The 14,812-nt window shown below is 62.9% G+C and carries 11 protein-coding genes and 1 tRNA gene; 7 read left to right on the forward strand and 5 right to left on the reverse strand.

The features are described 5' to 3' along the window. Window positions 1–21 precede the first annotated feature (21 nt). Window positions 22–3,438: a bifunctional proline dehydrogenase/L-glutamate gamma-semialdehyde dehydrogenase PutA gene (gene putA, locus BLS57_RS06605; protein ID WP_093740470.1), complete on the reverse strand. Its 3,417-nt coding sequence runs from the start codon at window positions 3,436–3,438 to the stop codon at window positions 22–24. A gap of 108 nt (window positions 3,439–3,546) precedes the next feature. Here putA and BLS57_RS06610 point away from each other — a divergent pair, with 108 nt between their 5' ends. From BLS57_RS06610 to BLS57_RS06620, 3 genes are all read left to right on the forward strand, one after another. Then, window positions 3,547–4,023 carry an Lrp/AsnC family transcriptional regulator gene (locus BLS57_RS06610; protein WP_093740472.1) on the forward strand — a complete coding sequence of 159 codons (477 nt, stop codon included), beginning with the start codon at window positions 3,547–3,549 and terminating at the stop codon, window positions 4,021–4,023. Window positions 4,024–4,088: 65 nt separating this feature from the next. Continuing rightward, a tRNA-Leu gene (locus BLS57_RS06615) sits at window positions 4,089–4,175 on the forward strand. Window positions 4,176–4,348: 173 nt separating this feature from the next. After that, on the forward strand, window positions 4,349–6,925 hold the full coding sequence (locus tag BLS57_RS06620; RefSeq protein WP_093740474.1) for a methyl-accepting chemotaxis protein: 2,577 nt from the start codon (window positions 4,349–4,351) through the stop codon (window positions 6,923–6,925). A 143-nt stretch (window positions 6,926–7,068) separates the two neighbouring features. Here BLS57_RS06620 and metG read toward each other — a convergent pair whose 3' ends face one another. Beyond that, on the reverse strand, window positions 7,069–8,781 hold the full coding sequence (gene metG, locus BLS57_RS06625; protein ID WP_093740476.1) for a methionine--tRNA ligase: 1,713 nt from the start codon (window positions 8,779–8,781) through the stop codon (window positions 7,069–7,071). Between the two features lie 72 nt (window positions 8,782–8,853). Then, window positions 8,854–10,077, reverse strand: a complete 1,224-nt coding sequence (locus BLS57_RS06630; protein WP_093740478.1) for an MFS transporter — start codon at window positions 10,075–10,077, stop codon at window positions 8,854–8,856. A 155-nt stretch (window positions 10,078–10,232) separates the two neighbouring features. On the opposite strand from BLS57_RS06630, the gene BLS57_RS06635 reads away from it, so the two are divergent. Genes BLS57_RS06635 through BLS57_RS06645 form a run of 3 tightly spaced genes read left to right on the forward strand, consistent with a single transcriptional unit; the run spans window position 10,233 to window position 12,790 of the window. After that, window positions 10,233–11,276 carry an aldo/keto reductase gene (locus BLS57_RS06635; protein WP_093740480.1) on the forward strand — a complete coding sequence of 348 codons (1,044 nt, stop codon included), beginning with the start codon at window positions 10,233–10,235 and terminating at the stop codon, window positions 11,274–11,276. A gap of 8 nt (window positions 11,277–11,284) precedes the next feature. Beyond that, window positions 11,285–11,821: a lipocalin family protein gene (locus BLS57_RS06640; RefSeq protein WP_244153617.1), complete on the forward strand. Its 537-nt coding sequence runs from the start codon at window positions 11,285–11,287 to the stop codon at window positions 11,819–11,821. A gap of 48 nt (window positions 11,822–11,869) precedes the next feature. Beyond that, window positions 11,870–12,790, forward strand: a complete 921-nt coding sequence (locus BLS57_RS06645; RefSeq protein ID WP_093740484.1) for a DMT family transporter — start codon at window positions 11,870–11,872, stop codon at window positions 12,788–12,790. Here the strand turns inward: BLS57_RS06645 and BLS57_RS06650 are convergent. Together BLS57_RS06650 and BLS57_RS06655 are read right to left on the reverse strand one after the other, a co-directional pair. Continuing rightward, window positions 12,787–13,482, reverse strand: coding sequence for an NUDIX hydrolase (locus BLS57_RS06650; protein WP_093740486.1), 696 nt, complete (start codon window positions 13,480–13,482; stop codon window positions 12,787–12,789). The two genes, BLS57_RS06645 and BLS57_RS06650, sit on opposite strands and share 4 nt — an antisense overlap. A 41-nt stretch (window positions 13,483–13,523) precedes the next feature. Then, complete coding sequence (locus BLS57_RS06655; protein WP_093740488.1) at window positions 13,524–13,940, reverse strand: DUF983 domain-containing protein; 417 nt, start codon at window positions 13,938–13,940, stop codon at window positions 13,524–13,526. Window positions 13,941–14,159: 219 nt separating this feature from the next. On the opposite strand from BLS57_RS06655, the gene BLS57_RS06660 reads away from it, so the two are divergent. Beyond that, window positions 14,160–14,744, forward strand: a complete 585-nt coding sequence (locus tag BLS57_RS06660) for an EF-hand domain-containing protein (RefSeq protein WP_093740490.1) — start codon at window positions 14,160–14,162, stop codon at window positions 14,742–14,744. Window positions 14,745–14,812 lie beyond the last annotated feature (68 nt).

Consider the following 14,812-nt stretch of genomic DNA (forward strand, 5'->3'; position numbering starts at 1 on the left):
CTTCCCCTTAGTCTGACCGCTCTAGGCCATCATCCCCAAGAGCTGTGCATTGCCGCCAGAAGCCGTGGTGTCAACACAGACATGGCGTTCGGCACGGACGCGCGCCGTGTCGGGCAGCCCGCGCAGCAGCGGGATGATTGCGCCGTCGCGCTTGGCCAAGGCCATGTCGATGTCCCGCGCCGTGGCGTCATCGCCCCACCAGAGCAGACCGCCATAGGCCGGGCCGGTGGTCAGCAAGTCAGGGTCGATCCGTCCCGTGGCCTCCACTGCGACACCGCCCAAGGCACGCACGGCTTTGGCTTGTGCAGCAGCCGTCTCGGCCCCCGGACCCATGCATAAAAGCGCAGGCCGCGGCAGGGTTGAGAGGCGGTTGCTCTCGCCAGTGGGGCCGGGCAGGGTCTGGGTTTCCAGCACGCCGGGTTGATGTGCGGGCAGGGCGGGGAGTTGGCTCTGCTCGCTGTCCCATGTGCCTGCGCAGTCCTGATGATCCGGCGCGCTGAAGCGGGGCAGATAGTTTGGCCCGCCCGCCTTGGGGCCGGTGCCGGAAAGGCCTTCGCCGCCAAAGGGTTGGCTGCCGACAATCGCGCCGATCTGGTTGCGGTTGACGTAGATATTGCCCGCCTCAATGCGTTCCGAGACATGCTGCACCCGGTCATCGATGCGGGTGTGCAGGCCGAAGGTCAGGCCATAGCCGGTGGCATTGATCGCATCGATCACGGCGTCCAACTCATGGCTTTTGAAGGTCGCCACATGCAGCACCGGGCCGAAGATCTCGCGCTGCATATCGGCGATGCTGTTCACCCGCAGGATCGCAGGGCCGACAAAGGTGCCGCCTTTTGGGGCTTTCAGGTCGGCAATGACGCGGCCCTCGGCGCGGGCGGTCTCGATGTGCTCGATGATGCCTTCGCGGGCCTGAGCGTCGATCACCGGGCCGACATCGGTGGACAGGTGCCACGGGTCGCCCATCTTCAACGCTTGCATGGCCCCGGTCAGCATGCGGATCAGGTCTTCGGCGATGTCTTCCTGCACATAGAGGCAGCGCACGGCCGAGCAGCGCTGGCCTGCCGATTGAAAGGCGCTTTCGACAATCGCCTGCACGGCTTGCTCGGGCAGCGCCGTGCTGTCCACGATCATTGCGTTCAGTCCGCCGGTTTCAGCGATCAGCGGGGTGCCGGGGGCGCAGTATTCGGCCATGGCGGCGCGGATGCGCAGGGCGGTGGCGGTGGAGCCGGTGAAGGCGACACCATTAATCCGCGCATCCGAGGTCAGGGCCGCGCCGACCTTGCCGCCGCCGGGCAGCAGTTGCAGGGCGGAGCGTGGCACGCCCGCTTCATGCAGGACGTCGACGGCGAGTTTCGCGATCAGCGGGGTTTGCTCTGCCGGTTTGGCCAGCACCGCATTGCCCGCCGCCAGTGCTGCCGTGACCTGCCCGCAGAAGATCGCCAGCGGGAAGTTCCACGGTGAGATGCAGGTGAAGATGCCCGCAGGCGGGGTGTTGGTCGCTTGGCCCGCGTAGTAGCGCAGGAAATCCACCGCCTCGCGCAGTTCGGCCACGCAGTCGGGCAGTCCCTTGCCAGCTTCGCGGGCGAGGATGGCAAAGATTTCGCCGTAGCGCTCCTCAAGCATGTCGGCGGCGCGCAGAAGCGTGGCGCGGCGGGTGTTCAGCGAGGCGTCCCAAAGGGCGGCATTGTCGAGCGCGGTGGCCACATCGGCCTCCGACGCAGGCCGTACTGTGCCGGGGGAGGTGCCGCCTGTGGGGTTGGTGACCGCCTCCGCAGCCTCGGGCGCGCTGGGGCCTGCGAGGATCGGGGCGGCGTCCCATGTCGCCTCGGCATAAGGCGCGCGGGCCTCTTCGATGGCGGCGAGAGTGGGGCTGTGTGCCAGGTCAAAGCCTTTGGCATTGGCGCGCTGTGGCTGGAACACCTCAGGCCCGCGCGGAATGGTCGGGATGCTGTCTTGCAACTGGTCGAAAGGATCGGCAGCCACGACTTCGGGCGGGACGTCTTCGTCAACGATTTGGTTCACAAAGCTGGAGTTGGCCCCGTTCTCCAACAGACGCCGCACCAGATAGGCCAGCAGATCGCGGTGCGCGCCGACGGGGGCGTAGATGCGGCAACGGGTGCCGTGTTTTTGCATTACGATATCATGCAGGGTCTCCCCCATGCCGTGCAGGCGCTGGAACTCATAGGCTTCGGGGTCATCGGCCATATGCAGCACAGCAGCGACGGTATGGGCGTTATGGGTGGCGAACTGCGGATAGATCCGGTCGGTCATGTTCAGCAGTTTGCGGGCATTGGCGATATAGCTCACGTCGGTGGCGGCTTTGCGGGTGAAGACCGGGAAACCGTCGATGCCTTCGACCTGCGCCTGTTTGATTTCGGTGTCCCAATAGGCGCCCTTGACCAGACGCACCATGATGCGGCGGTCGTGGCGCTCTGCCATGTCATAAAGCGTGTCGATCACAATGCCTGCGCGGGGGCCGTAGGCCTGCACGACCACGCCAAACCCGTCCCAGCCCGCCAGTGCAGGTTCAGCCATCACGGTGTCGATGACCTCGAGCGAGAGCGCCAGACGGTCGGCTTCCTCGGCGTCGATGTTAAGCCCCATGCCCGCCGATTTCGCCAAGAGCGCCAAGGCGCGCAGGCGCGGCACCAGATCGCGCATCACGCCGGCTTCTTGGGCCAGTTCATAGCGCGGATGCAGGGCCGAAAGCTTGACCGAGATGCCGGGGTTTTTGCGGGTGTCGTCATGGGTGCAGGCATCGGCAATGGCCGAGATCGCGCGGGAATAGCTCAGGTGATAGCGTTTGGCGTCGGCCTCGGTCCGGGCCGCTTCGCCGAGCATGTCGTAGCTATAGGTGAAGCCCTTTTTCTCCATGCCGCGGGCACGTTTCATTGCGGCTTGAATGTCTTCGCCCAGCACAAATTGTCGCCCCATCTCGCGCATGGCGCGGCTCACGGCGGTGCGGATCACCGGCTCGCCCAGACGTTTGATCGCCGCACGCAGGTGGCGCACGGGGCCGGGTCGGTCATCGTCGAGCACGCGGCCTGTCAGCATCAGCGCCCAGGTCGAGGCATTGACGAGGCTCGAGGTCGAATGGCCCATGTGGCGGCCCCAGTCCGAGGGGGCGATCTTGTCTTCGATCAGCGCGTCGATGGTCTCGGCGTCCGGCACGCGCAAGAGCGCCTCGGCCAGACACATCAGCGCCACGCCTTCTTCGGTGCTGAGCCCGTATTCGGCGAGGAACACCTCCATCATTCCGGGGGCGGAGGTGCCGCGGATGTCCCGCACGAGTTCCGCCGCATCCGCGCTGATCTGGGTACGGTCCTCCTTCGTCAAATCGGCAGTCTCGATCAGCTCGGCCAGCAGCGGGTCCGGGTCAGCATAGGTGCGGGCATCGATTGTGTGACGCAGGGCGGGGGCGTGATCGAGAGACATGGGCAGACTCCAGTTGATGTTTTGTCTATACTATAGCATGTTCGTCGGGAGGATCGACTGAAGATGGCGTCGGACACAGGCGTTCAGACTGAATTTTAGGACAAACAGATGGCAAACGAACTTTCTGATCTGGACCGGTTTGACCGCGCGATTCTGTCGGTCTTGGCAGAGGATGGACGGATCAGCATAACGGACCTCGCGCGCCGCATCGGCCTGTCAAAATCGCCTACGCAGGCACGGCTTAGACGGCTTGAGGAAAGCGGCGTAATCCTCGGCTACCGCGCTCTGCTGGACCCGATCCGGTTGGGCTTGGACCACGTGGCCTTTGTCGAAGTTCGGCTAAACGATACCCGCGAGGCTGCGCTGCGCGCATTTAACCAAGCCGTCGCGAAAGTGCCCGAGATTGAGCAAGCCCATATGATCGCAAGCCATTTCGACTATCTGCTCAAGGTTCGCACCCGCAATATGTCGGAGTACCGGAAGTTTTTGGGGGAGACGATTTCCTCTCTGCCGCATGTCGCCAACACCTCCACCTATGTGGCGATGGAGGCGGTCAAGGAAACCATGCTGGCTGAAACGACCTAAGTGAGACGCGGCTAAGGTGATCGGCCATTTACACCGCCCGCGCGATGCTTATTGTGCGCCACGATGCGGGCGTGATGGAATGGTAGACATACCAGACTTAAAATCTGTTGGGGCGTAGCCCCGTGTGGGTTCGAGTCCCACCGCCCGCACCATTTTTCTAAGCGTTTTCGACCATTCATTCGCGCCGCATTTTCTTGACGCAGCGCGTCAAGTAGCTCCCTCCCTCTTCCGCCTTCACCCCCGCGTTAATCGGGTTGTAAGACATGATGCTTTAGGTCTCCCCGAGATTGCCCCTGCGGGGGCGCTGGAACGTCGAGGGACCGCAATGGCGCAGACAAAGACCGAAACCGGGCGGATCAATCCGTTTCAAAGCCTGTTTTTCAAAACCACCTTCATGGTGGCGATTTGCGTCATCGTTGTTGTCACCATTGTCGAGGTGATGAACTACCTTGAACAACGTCAGCAAATGCACCGGCAAATCACGAACCGCGCGGAAGAGGTCACCCGGTTGCTCGCCATGCAGACCGGCGGGTCGATCAAGTTCGGAAATGTGGATGCGGTGGACCAGATTGTCGGCGGGGTGATGCAGGCTGCGGGGCGGGATGCTTTGGGGGCGATGGTCACGACGCGCGACGGGGCGCCGATGTTTGTGACACCGGGGGCAGGGCTTGATCAGACTGCGGCGCAGGCCCTTTCGCAGCAGGCTTTGGTGAGCGGGGCGGTGGCCGTCGACGCGCGCGGCATGTCCGTGGCCTTGCCGGTGACTTTCGGCGGAGAAGGGGCGGTGGTTGGCGCGGTTGTGACCGGCTGGACCGATGAGTTCAGGGCGGCGACCTTGATCACGGAAAAGCTCAAGACTTCGCTTACAGCGCTCGGCGTACTGGTGGTCGCGCTGATCCTGACCGGCTATTACCTGTTGCGGCGCATGACCCGCCCGATGTTGCGGCTGCGCAATGCGATGACCCGTATTTCCGAAGGCAGGTACGACACGCGCATCGCCCATACCGACCGACGCGATGAGATCGGGCAGATGGCCCAGCGGCTTGACGAATTCCGCGGCTCGCTCGCCGAAGCCAGCGCAGTGGCAGTGGAATCCGCCTTTCGGGGCGCGGCATTTGTAGGCTCTTCGGCCTCAATGATGATGGTGGATGAGGCGGGCAAGGTGATATTCGTCAACCCAGCCTGTCAGTCGCTGCTATCAAGCCTGATGCCGGACCTTGCGGCGAACTGGCCTGGTATCAGCAGCGAAGACTTGATCGGCGCGGATCTTCATGGTTTTGCAGGGTTGGAGGGCGAGATATCCGACCTTTCGGCTGACAGCAGAGCCGAGACCACGGCGCGTGTCGGGGACCGTGTGGTCAGCATTAAGATCAACCAAGCCTGTGGCGCTGAGGGGAATGTCATCGGGGCGGTCGTCGAATGGGCCGACCGGACCGAAGCGCAGCGCAATGCAGTGCTGATCAACACCATCGACAGCAACCAAATTCGGGTGGAGTTTGATGAGACCGGACAAGTCCGTGAGGCGAATGACATGGCCTGTGGCGTAACGCATGGGCTAGGCGATTGTCTGGATGGCCAGCAGATCGGCGACGTATTCGGGGCCAATCTGGTCGACAACCAACCGATTGAGACGGTGCTGCGCAACGTACGGGGGGGCGAGCCGGTCCATGGCCGCTTCGAGATGCATCCTGGGGAAGAGACAGCACGGATCATTGAGGGCAGTTTCACGCCGGTCACTGGCCCGGATGATGCGGTGCAGAGCATCCTGTTTCTCGGTGCCGATGTGACAGAGGCCGATGCGCGGATGCGGGCGGCAGAGGCCGAGCGTAGCCGGGTGGCCGTCGAGCAAAAAGACGTCGTCGAAGCGCTCGGCGTGGCCCTGACAGACCTTGCGGGTGGGGACTTGCACAGCGACATTAACCATGGCTTTCCCCCTGCCTATGAAAAGCTACGCTCGGATTTCAACGCCACCGTGCGCTCCTTGCGCGAAGCGATTGGTGCGGTGATGCAGAACGCAGATTCGATCCGCAGCGAGACGACAGAGATTACATCTGCCGCTGATGACCTCTCGCGCCGGACCGAGAAACAGGCCGCCACGCTGGAGGAAACCGCCGCCGCGCTGGATGAGTTGACGGCCTCAGTTCGCTCGGCCGCCGCTGGCGCCGATGACGCCAGCAATATGTCGGCAGAGGCCCAGAAGAACGCTGAGCAGGGCGGCGAAGTCGCGCGGCGTGCTGTGGATGCAATGGACGGGATCAAGACGTCGTCCCAGGAAATCTCAAAGATCACCAGCGTGATTGATGACATCGCCTTTCAAACCAATTTGCTGGCGCTTAACGCTGGCGTCGAAGCTGCCCGCGCAGGCGAAGCGGGACGCGGTTTTGCCGTGGTGGCCACCGAGGTGCGAGCCTTGGCACAGCGCTCCTCCGACGCGGCGCGGGAGATTAATGCGTTGATTTCTTCCTCGGGCGATCAGGTGCAGCAGGGGGTCGATCTGGTGGACCGCACCGGTGCCGCGCTCTCGGCCATCGTGACATCAGTTTCCGAGATTTCGGACCGCGTTTCGGCTATCGCTGCTTCGGCGCGCGAGCAGTCCAGCGGTTTGGCCGAAATTAACAGCGCCGTGACCGAGTTGGACCATGTGACACAGCAAAATGCCGCCATGTTCGAAGAAACCACTGCTGCCAGCCATGCACTCACCGGGGAGGCCGATGCGCTCGCCCATGCGGTGGCGCGCTTCCGGCTGACTGAGGCAGGTACGCCGCCCGCTGCCAATATCGCGCCACCTCCGCTGCAGGTCGCGCCCCCCGCGCCGCGTCCTGTGGTGGCTGCCGTGACGCTCGGAAATACGGCGCTCGCGAGCGCGACAGAGGCTGAGAATGACGGTTGGGAGGAATTTTAATTAGCGGGCTGTTTGGGCGCGGCTAGTTTAGGCATCGGCCACCGCGCTAACCCATCAGACAGAGCGTAGCGGAAACAAAGGGCGGCCCCCTCTTCCGAGGGGCCGCCCGTTCTATGCTTTGGTCGCGCTCGTTATGCGCCTTGTCAGTCCCGTTTGCCTGCGAAACGTTCGGCCCATTCTTCGCGACTTTCATCGGTAATTTTGGCAAAGAGCACCTCAGGCACTTCGAAGGCATGACCGGGTGCGAGCTTGCCGAGAGCCGCTGGCACATCATCGGGCCAAGGCATATCCGCGACCTTCATCGCGTCGAGCATCGATGCTGCCGCCGTGGGGATGAACGGCGCCGAGAGCACCGCGTAGAGCGGGATCAGGTTCAACGCCAGACGGACTTGTGCCGCGGCTTTGTCGGGATCTGTCTTGAAGGTGGTCCAAGGCGCTTGGGCCTGCAGGTATTCGTTGCCCGCAGCCCAGATGCCGCGCAATTCGGCGGCGGATTTGCGCACTTCCATCGCGTCCATCAGCGCCTCATAGCGCGCCACACGGGCGGTGATGTCCGCGATCAGCGCCTTTTCCGCCTCGCCATATTCGCCCGCTTCCGGCACGGCTTCGCCAAATTTGGAGCGGCAGAATTTGGTGATCCGGCTGATGAAATTGCCCAGCACATCGGCGAGGTCTTTGTTCACCGAGGCTTGGAAGTTTTCCCATGTGAATTCAGCGTCAGAGGTCTCTGGCGCATGGCTCAGGAGCCACCAGCGCCAGTAGTCCGCAGGCAGGATTTCCAGCGCCTGATCCATGAAGACACCGCGCCCGCGCGAGGTGCTGAATTGGCCCCCGTCATAGGTCAGGTAGTTGAAGGACTTGATGTAATCGACAAGCTTCCACGGCTCACCCGAACCTTTGATCGTCGCCGGAAAACTGAGCGTGTGGAAGGGCACGTTGTCCTTGCCCATAAACTGGGTATAGCGCACATCATCCGCGCCTTTGTCGGTGCGCCACCAGCTTTCCCAATCGCTGCCTTTGCCCGCATCGACCCATTCCTGCGCGCAGGCGATATATTCAATCGGCGCGTCGAACCAGACGTAGAAGACCTTGCCCTCCATGCCCGGCCAATCTTGATCGCCGCGCTTCACCGGCACGCCCCAGCTGAGGTCGCGGGTGATGCCACGGTCTTGCAAACCGTCGCCGTCATGCAACCATTTCTTGGCGATGGAAGTGGTCAGCACGGGCCAGTCGGTCTTGGTGGTGATCCACTCGTCCAACTCGTCCTTCAGCTTGCTCTGGCGCAGGAACAGATGTTTGGTCTCGCGCATCTCCAAATCGGTCGCGCCCGAGATGGTGGAGCGCGGGTTAATCAGGTCTTCGGGGTCAAGCTGCTTGGTGCAGTTGTCGCATTGGTCGCCGCGCGCATCCTCGAACCCGCAGTTGGGGCAGGTGCCTTCGACATAGCGATCGGGCAGAAAGCGGCCATCGGTGGGCGAGTAAATCTGGCGTTGCGAGACTTCCTCGATCAAGCCCTGATCCGCCAGCGCACCCGCGAAATGCTGGGTCAGCTTGCGGTTTTGCGGGCTGGAGGAGCGACCGAAGTGGTCAAAGCTCAGGCCAAAGCCCTCGGCAATGCGGGCCTGCGTTTCATACATTTCGGCGCAATATTCCTCGACCGGCTTGCCCGCCTTGGCAGCAGCAAGTTCGGCAGGGGTGCCGTGTTCGTCCGTGGCGCAGAGGAACAGCACCTCTTGCCCACGCCCCCGCAGGTAGCGCGCATAGAGGTCGGCAGGCAGCTGGCTGCCCACGAGGTTCCCGAGGTGTTTGATCCCGTTGATATAGGGGATTGCGGAGGTGATGAGGTGGCGTGTCATATCTATATTCCCGTGCTTGCCGCAGCCTTAGCGCAAGGGCCGCGGTGTTGCCAGCAAAAGACGGACCTGAGCCTATTCGCGGTCCCGCGCCCGGCCCAGCAGCCGCCCGATGAGGAAGGTGGTGCGTGGGGCATAGACGTAGGGCGTGCGCTCGGTCCGGGTTGGGCGGGCGCGCATCCGGGCGAGGCCAAAGAGCACCAGCCCCCCATGCGCCACCGCGATCATCGCGAAGAGCGCCGCTGCGCCGAAGGCTTCGATCAACACCGAGGCTAGATAAGGCGCGCCAATGGCGCCCACGGCAAAGAAGAACATCAGCGCTGCGGAGAGTTCGACACGTTCGTCCGAACTGGCAAAGTCATGGGCATGCGCTGCAGAAACGGAGTAGATCGGGAAGGTCGTCGCACCGAAGAGCCCGGCCGAGAGCATGATGCCCGCCGTCCCGTAGCCTGCGCCCATGACGGTGACAGCGCAGCCGCCCATCGCCGCCACGGACAGCCAGATCAGCACCCAGCGGCGGTCGTATTTATCGGCGAGCAACCCCATCGGATATTGCGCCAACGCGCCGCCCAGCACGAAGGCGGCGAGGAACCATGCGATCTGCGTCGCGGTCAGCCCGACTTCTTCGCCGTAGATCGGCCCAACCATCCGGAAAGACGCGCTTGAGACCGCCGCCACCACGACGCCTGCGGCCGCAAGGGGGGAACGGTCGAAGGCCAGCCGGGGGCGCAAGCGTGGCTGGCTTGGGGTTTCGGGTGGGACGACTTTCGTCAGGGTCAGCGGCAGCAGCGCCGCGCAGCAGCCGATGGCGAGAAGATTGTAAGAAACGTAAGACGCAGGCGCTAAGACCCCGATGAGCAACTGTGCCGCCAGCGAGCCGCTCATGTCGACCACACGGTAGACCCCCATGGTGCGGCCCCTTGTTTCGTTGGTGACTTTGGCCTGCATCCAAGCCTCGATCACCGTATAGCACCCCGCGACGCACATGCCCGACGCGACCCGCATGAGCGCCCAAGCGTAAGGGTTCACAACCATCATATGCGCCATGAGGCCAATCGCACCAGCGGCAGTGAAGGCGGCAAAGGCGCGGCTGTGACCGACGCTGCCCATCAGGCGCGGTGCCCACCAGCAGCCGATGAAAAACCCAAAGAAATGCGCCGAGCCGAGCAGGCCGATCTCTTGCCGCGAGAAGTCGAGTTGCAGGCCGGACAGCACGTCGAGCGGCCCTACACCTCCTGTAGAGAGTTGCAGCAGGATGACCGAGAAAAACAGGGCGGCGAAGGAAATGAGCAGGCGCATGGGGGCACATTGGTCCGATTGCTGGGCGAACGGAAGTGTGAATGCATGGGATTTGCGCTTTTGCACAGGGCGGGCAGAGCGCGGTTAGGAAATGCCCTTGCGAAGGCGCGGCAGGCGGCTAGGTTGCCAGCAAATCACAAGTAAGGATCCCCGGCATGAAGATGAAGAAACTTGGCAGCAGCGATATCGAGGTTTCGCATTTCTGTCTGGGCTCGATGACATGGGGCACCCAGAACACCGCCGAAGAGGGCCACGCCCAGATCGACCGTGCGCTGGAGGCCGGGATCAACTTTATCGACACCGCCGAGATGTACCCAGTGAACCCAGTGAGTGCCGAAACCGTGGGCCGGACCGAAGAGATCATCGGCCAGTGGTTCGCCCGCGACAAACGCCGTGACGAGGTAGTGTTGGCCAGCAAACATTCCGGCGAGGGGATGCAGCATGCGCGGGACGGGGCGCCGATTTCGTCCGACACGATCCCCGACGCAATTGAAGGCTCGCTGAAGCGGCTGCAGACGGACTACATCGACCTTTATCAGTTCCACTGGCCCAACCGCGGCAGCTATATGTTCCGCAAGAACTGGGGCTTCGATCCTTCGAGCCAGAACCGGGCTGAGACCATCGCGCACATGGAGGACGCGCTGGGCGCGTTGCAGCGCGAGGTCGAGCGGGGCACGATCCGCGCTTTTGGGCTGAGCAACGAAAGCGCTTGGGGGCTGACGCAATGGGCTGCTGTGGCTGAGCGTACAGGTGGGCCGCGTCCGATCTCGGTGCAGAATGAATACTCGCTGATGTGCCGTCTGGCCGATACCGATGTGTCCGAGACTTGCGTGAATGAGCAGATCGACATGCTGGCGTTCTCGCCTCTCGCTGCTGGGTTGCTGACCGGGAAATATCAGGGCGGCAAGGTGCCCGAAGGCTCGCGCCTGTCGATCAACGAGGACCTTGGCGGCCGCGTCACACCGCGGGCCTTTGAGGCGGTGGCGGCTTATCTTGAGGTGGCCCAGAAGCATGGGCTCGACCCGGTCCAGATGGCCCTCGCATGGTGCGACACGCGGCCCTTCATGGGGTCGGTGATCTTTGGCGCAACCAGCCTTGAGCAGTTGGAGGTCGCCTTGGGCGGGGCCGAACTGACGCTGAGCGATGAGGTTCTGTCTGATCTCGACGCGGCGCATAAAGCGCATCCGATGCCATATTGATGGGCGGCTTGCGACTTCAAAAGGGCCGCCAAGCGGTTGCCGTGCTCTTGCTAGGCGCGCTGGCCGCTTGCAACAGTGCGCCGCCGCCACAGCAAGAGGGGTTTCGTGATCCCGACGCCCTGATTGGCGCGACCAGCCGGTATGATTCTGCGCGCTTTGCGGGGGATTGGCAGGTCCGTGCGGCCTTTCCGGGCGATGGGGACTTGCGGGCGGTAAGTTTCGCGCCGCAGGGGCCGAGTTTTATCGAACATCGACAGTCCTGCGATGCAGCGGGTCTTTGCGAAGACCGACGCGATCTGTGGTCCGCGACCGAACAGGGGCCGGGGCGTTATGCGTTGCGGGCTGCCGTTGGCGGGGCGGAACGCGCGCTTTGGGTGCTGTGGGTCGATGAGGGGTTTCGCACCGCCGTAATCGGCGCGCCAGATGGGCGCTATGGCTGGATCCTTGACCGACAGGCCACCGGCGGCGCAGACCGCATCGCGGCGGCGCAGGAGATTTTGGACTTTAACGGCTATGACGTAGGCGCGCTGCAATTCCGGCGCTGAGGGGCTAAGACGCTGGCCTCGCTGCAGGACTTCGGCCTATAGGCTGTTATGGACAGATTTTTTGTGCCCGATCTTTGGATCCTCGTCACCCTTGCCGCCGCCGTGTTTCAGACTGGGCGCTTCATGCTGCAGAAGCATTTGGCGACCGAGACGCTCTCGGCGGGCGGGGCGACCTTTTCGCGGTTCCTGTACTCCGCGCCCTTCGTGGCGTTGCTGCTGCCGATTTACTTAAGCCTTAGTGGGCAAACACTGCCGCCACTGGAACCGGGCTTTTGGCTCTATGGGCTTCTGGGCGGCACGGCACAGATCATGGCGACGGTCTGTGTGGTGCTGTTGTTCAAACAGCGCAATTTTGCGGTGGGCATTACGTTCAAGAAAACCGAAGTGATCCAGACCGTGCTGATGGGCTGGATCGTGTTGGGCGAGGGGGTCTCGGCCTTGGGCTTTGCCGCCATCGCACTTGGGGTGGCGGGGCTGCTGCTCCTGTCTGGCGGGGCCGAGGCCAAGGGGTTGCGCTTGGCCGACCTGCGCAACCGCGCGGCGGGGCTGGGGATTGCCTCGGGGTTTCTGTTTTCGATCTCTGCCGTTTGCTACCGCGGTGCCTCGCTCGCCGTGGCCTCGGACGATCCGCTGCTGCGCGCAGGGGTGACGCTGGCGGCGGTGGTGTTGATGCAGACGCTCATCATGGCCGTCTGGTTGCGCCTGCGCGAGCCGGGGCAGATGCGCCGGGTTTGGGCGGCGCGGCGGGTGGCGGTGTGGATCGGGCTGACGTCAATGGGCGGGTCGCTGTGCTGGTTTATCGCCTTCACCTTGCAGAATGCGGCTTATGTGAAGGCGCTCGGGCAGGTGGAACTGATCCTCAGCATCGCGGCCTCGACCCTGTTCTTCCGCGAGCGGATATCGAGCCGCGAATGGTCTGGCATGGCGGTGCTTGCGGCCTCGATCCTGATGCTGGTGCTGGTGACCTAGCCGGTCATCGGACGGCCATGCAGGCGCAGAAACAGGCTTTCTTCGTCGTTGTTCTTAAAGAACGGGACAGAGGCAGGCGGATTGGTATCACGCGCACGGGCGGCGACTTCGGCCAGCACGACTTCGGTGATGAAGGGCATGTCAAAGGACCGCGCCCGGCTTAGCGGCACCCATTGCAGGTGCGAGAGCTCATCACAGGCCGCGCCAAAATCATCGGGATCGCTGGCGAGGTCTTCGGCGTCCACCAGAAAGAACCGCGCGTCGAAACGGCGGGGCCGGCCCGGCGGCGTGAGGGCGCGAAAGACGAATTGCAGGGCCGAGGCGTCGGGGACGTGCCCGGTGGCGGCAAAGGTTTCCCAATCGGGCGGCACATCGCCCTCCCACGCGCCCTTGCGGCCCAGTACGAGCCCGGTTTCCTCCCACAGCTCCCGCACGGCGGCGACGGCGATGGCATGGGCAAGCGCCGGGTCGGCGTCGTCGCAAAGCCTGCCGTGGCACAGTTCATTGACCGGGGCAGCCAGTGGCACCTGCGCATCATCCGCGTCAACAGCGCCACCGGGAAAGACGAATTTATTGGGCATGAATGCCGCCTTGGCCCCGCGCTGCCCCATCAGGATATGCGGCGTCACATGGCGGTCGCGCAGTACGATCACTGTGGCGGCGTTACGAACTTTGGTCTTGTCGATACTCATGCGGCTATGCTCCGGCGGTCAGGGGCCGAAGGGCAGGCCAGTCAGGTGGCGTTGCCGAAGCCGCCCATCTTCTTGGCCCATTGAAAGCCGATCATGGCTCCCTTCAGTCTGGGCAGAAGGTAGAGGGACAGCGCCGTACAGCCAACCGCAAAAATCGTGAACAGGGTCAGAGGTTCGGGCCGCCAGACGACAAAGGCGATATGCAGCCCCGGTGCCAGCAGGTGGCCGACCAAAAGGATGGTCAGATACGCAGGACCGTCATCGGCGCGGTGATGATGAAACTCTTGCCGACAAACGGCGCAGTCATCATTCACCTTAAGATAGCCATGCAACAGATGCCCACCCCCGCAGGAGGGGCATTTACCGCGCCAGCCACGCAACATCGCTGGCAGACGGGGGCGGTCGTCAACCTCGGTCGTATCTGCGGTATCGGGAGAGATTTGCTGAGTCTGAGACATGGGGCGATCCTCTGGTTGGCTTCTAAATGGCGCTTGCGCAGCTAAAAGAAAAGCCCTGTGGCCCCCGTTGCGGCGCCATGTCGCGCAAAGAGGAAGGGGCGAAAACTTTTTGAAAGAATTTTCAGATTTGAGCGACGGAACTCTGCGCAGCCCACGTTTGACCCTGTGATCGCGGCGCAAAAGCGTGAGACGATTGTTAAAAAAACGTGGAGTATCACTATGACCATCCGTACAAATATGAAGATCGCCGCTTTGACAGGTTTGCTGGCGTTCGGTGCCGTGGCAGCCACGGCGCAGCAAGGCGATGGCAATGGGCTTTTCCAGCGCCTCGACACCGACAGCAACGGTGAGATCACACAGGCAGAAATGCAGGCCCATGCTGAAGCGCGCTTTGCCAAGGTCGACGCCGATGGCGACGGTTTTGTGACCGGAGATGAGCTTAAGGCCGCAGGCGATACCCGCCGCGCCGAACGTGCCGCCAAGATGCTGGAACGCCTTGACGCAGACGGCAACGGCAGCCTCGACGCCTCTGAGCTTGAAGGCAAAGGCGGCAAGCGCCACGGCAAAGACGGCAAAGGTGACAAAAAGGCCCGCAAGGGTGGCGAGAAAATGATCGAGCGCATGGACGCCAATGACGACGGCAAACTGTCGCTGGAAGAAATGACAGCGCGTCATGACCCGGCCAAGATGTTCGAGAAGCTGGACAAAGACGGCAATGGCAGCATCAGCGCCGAGGAGTTCAAGGACGCCCGCCACCACGGCAAACGTCACGGCAAAGGCCATGACAAGCCTGCGCGCGATTGATCCAAGACCGGATTGACCAAAGACCGGGCGCGCTTGACTTGGCGCGCCCGGGCCTTAGCCATACACGG

Source organism: Sulfitobacter delicatus, assembly GCF_900102535.1.
GTDB classification, from domain to species: Bacteria; Pseudomonadota; Alphaproteobacteria; order Rhodobacterales; family Rhodobacteraceae; genus Sulfitobacter; species Sulfitobacter delicatus.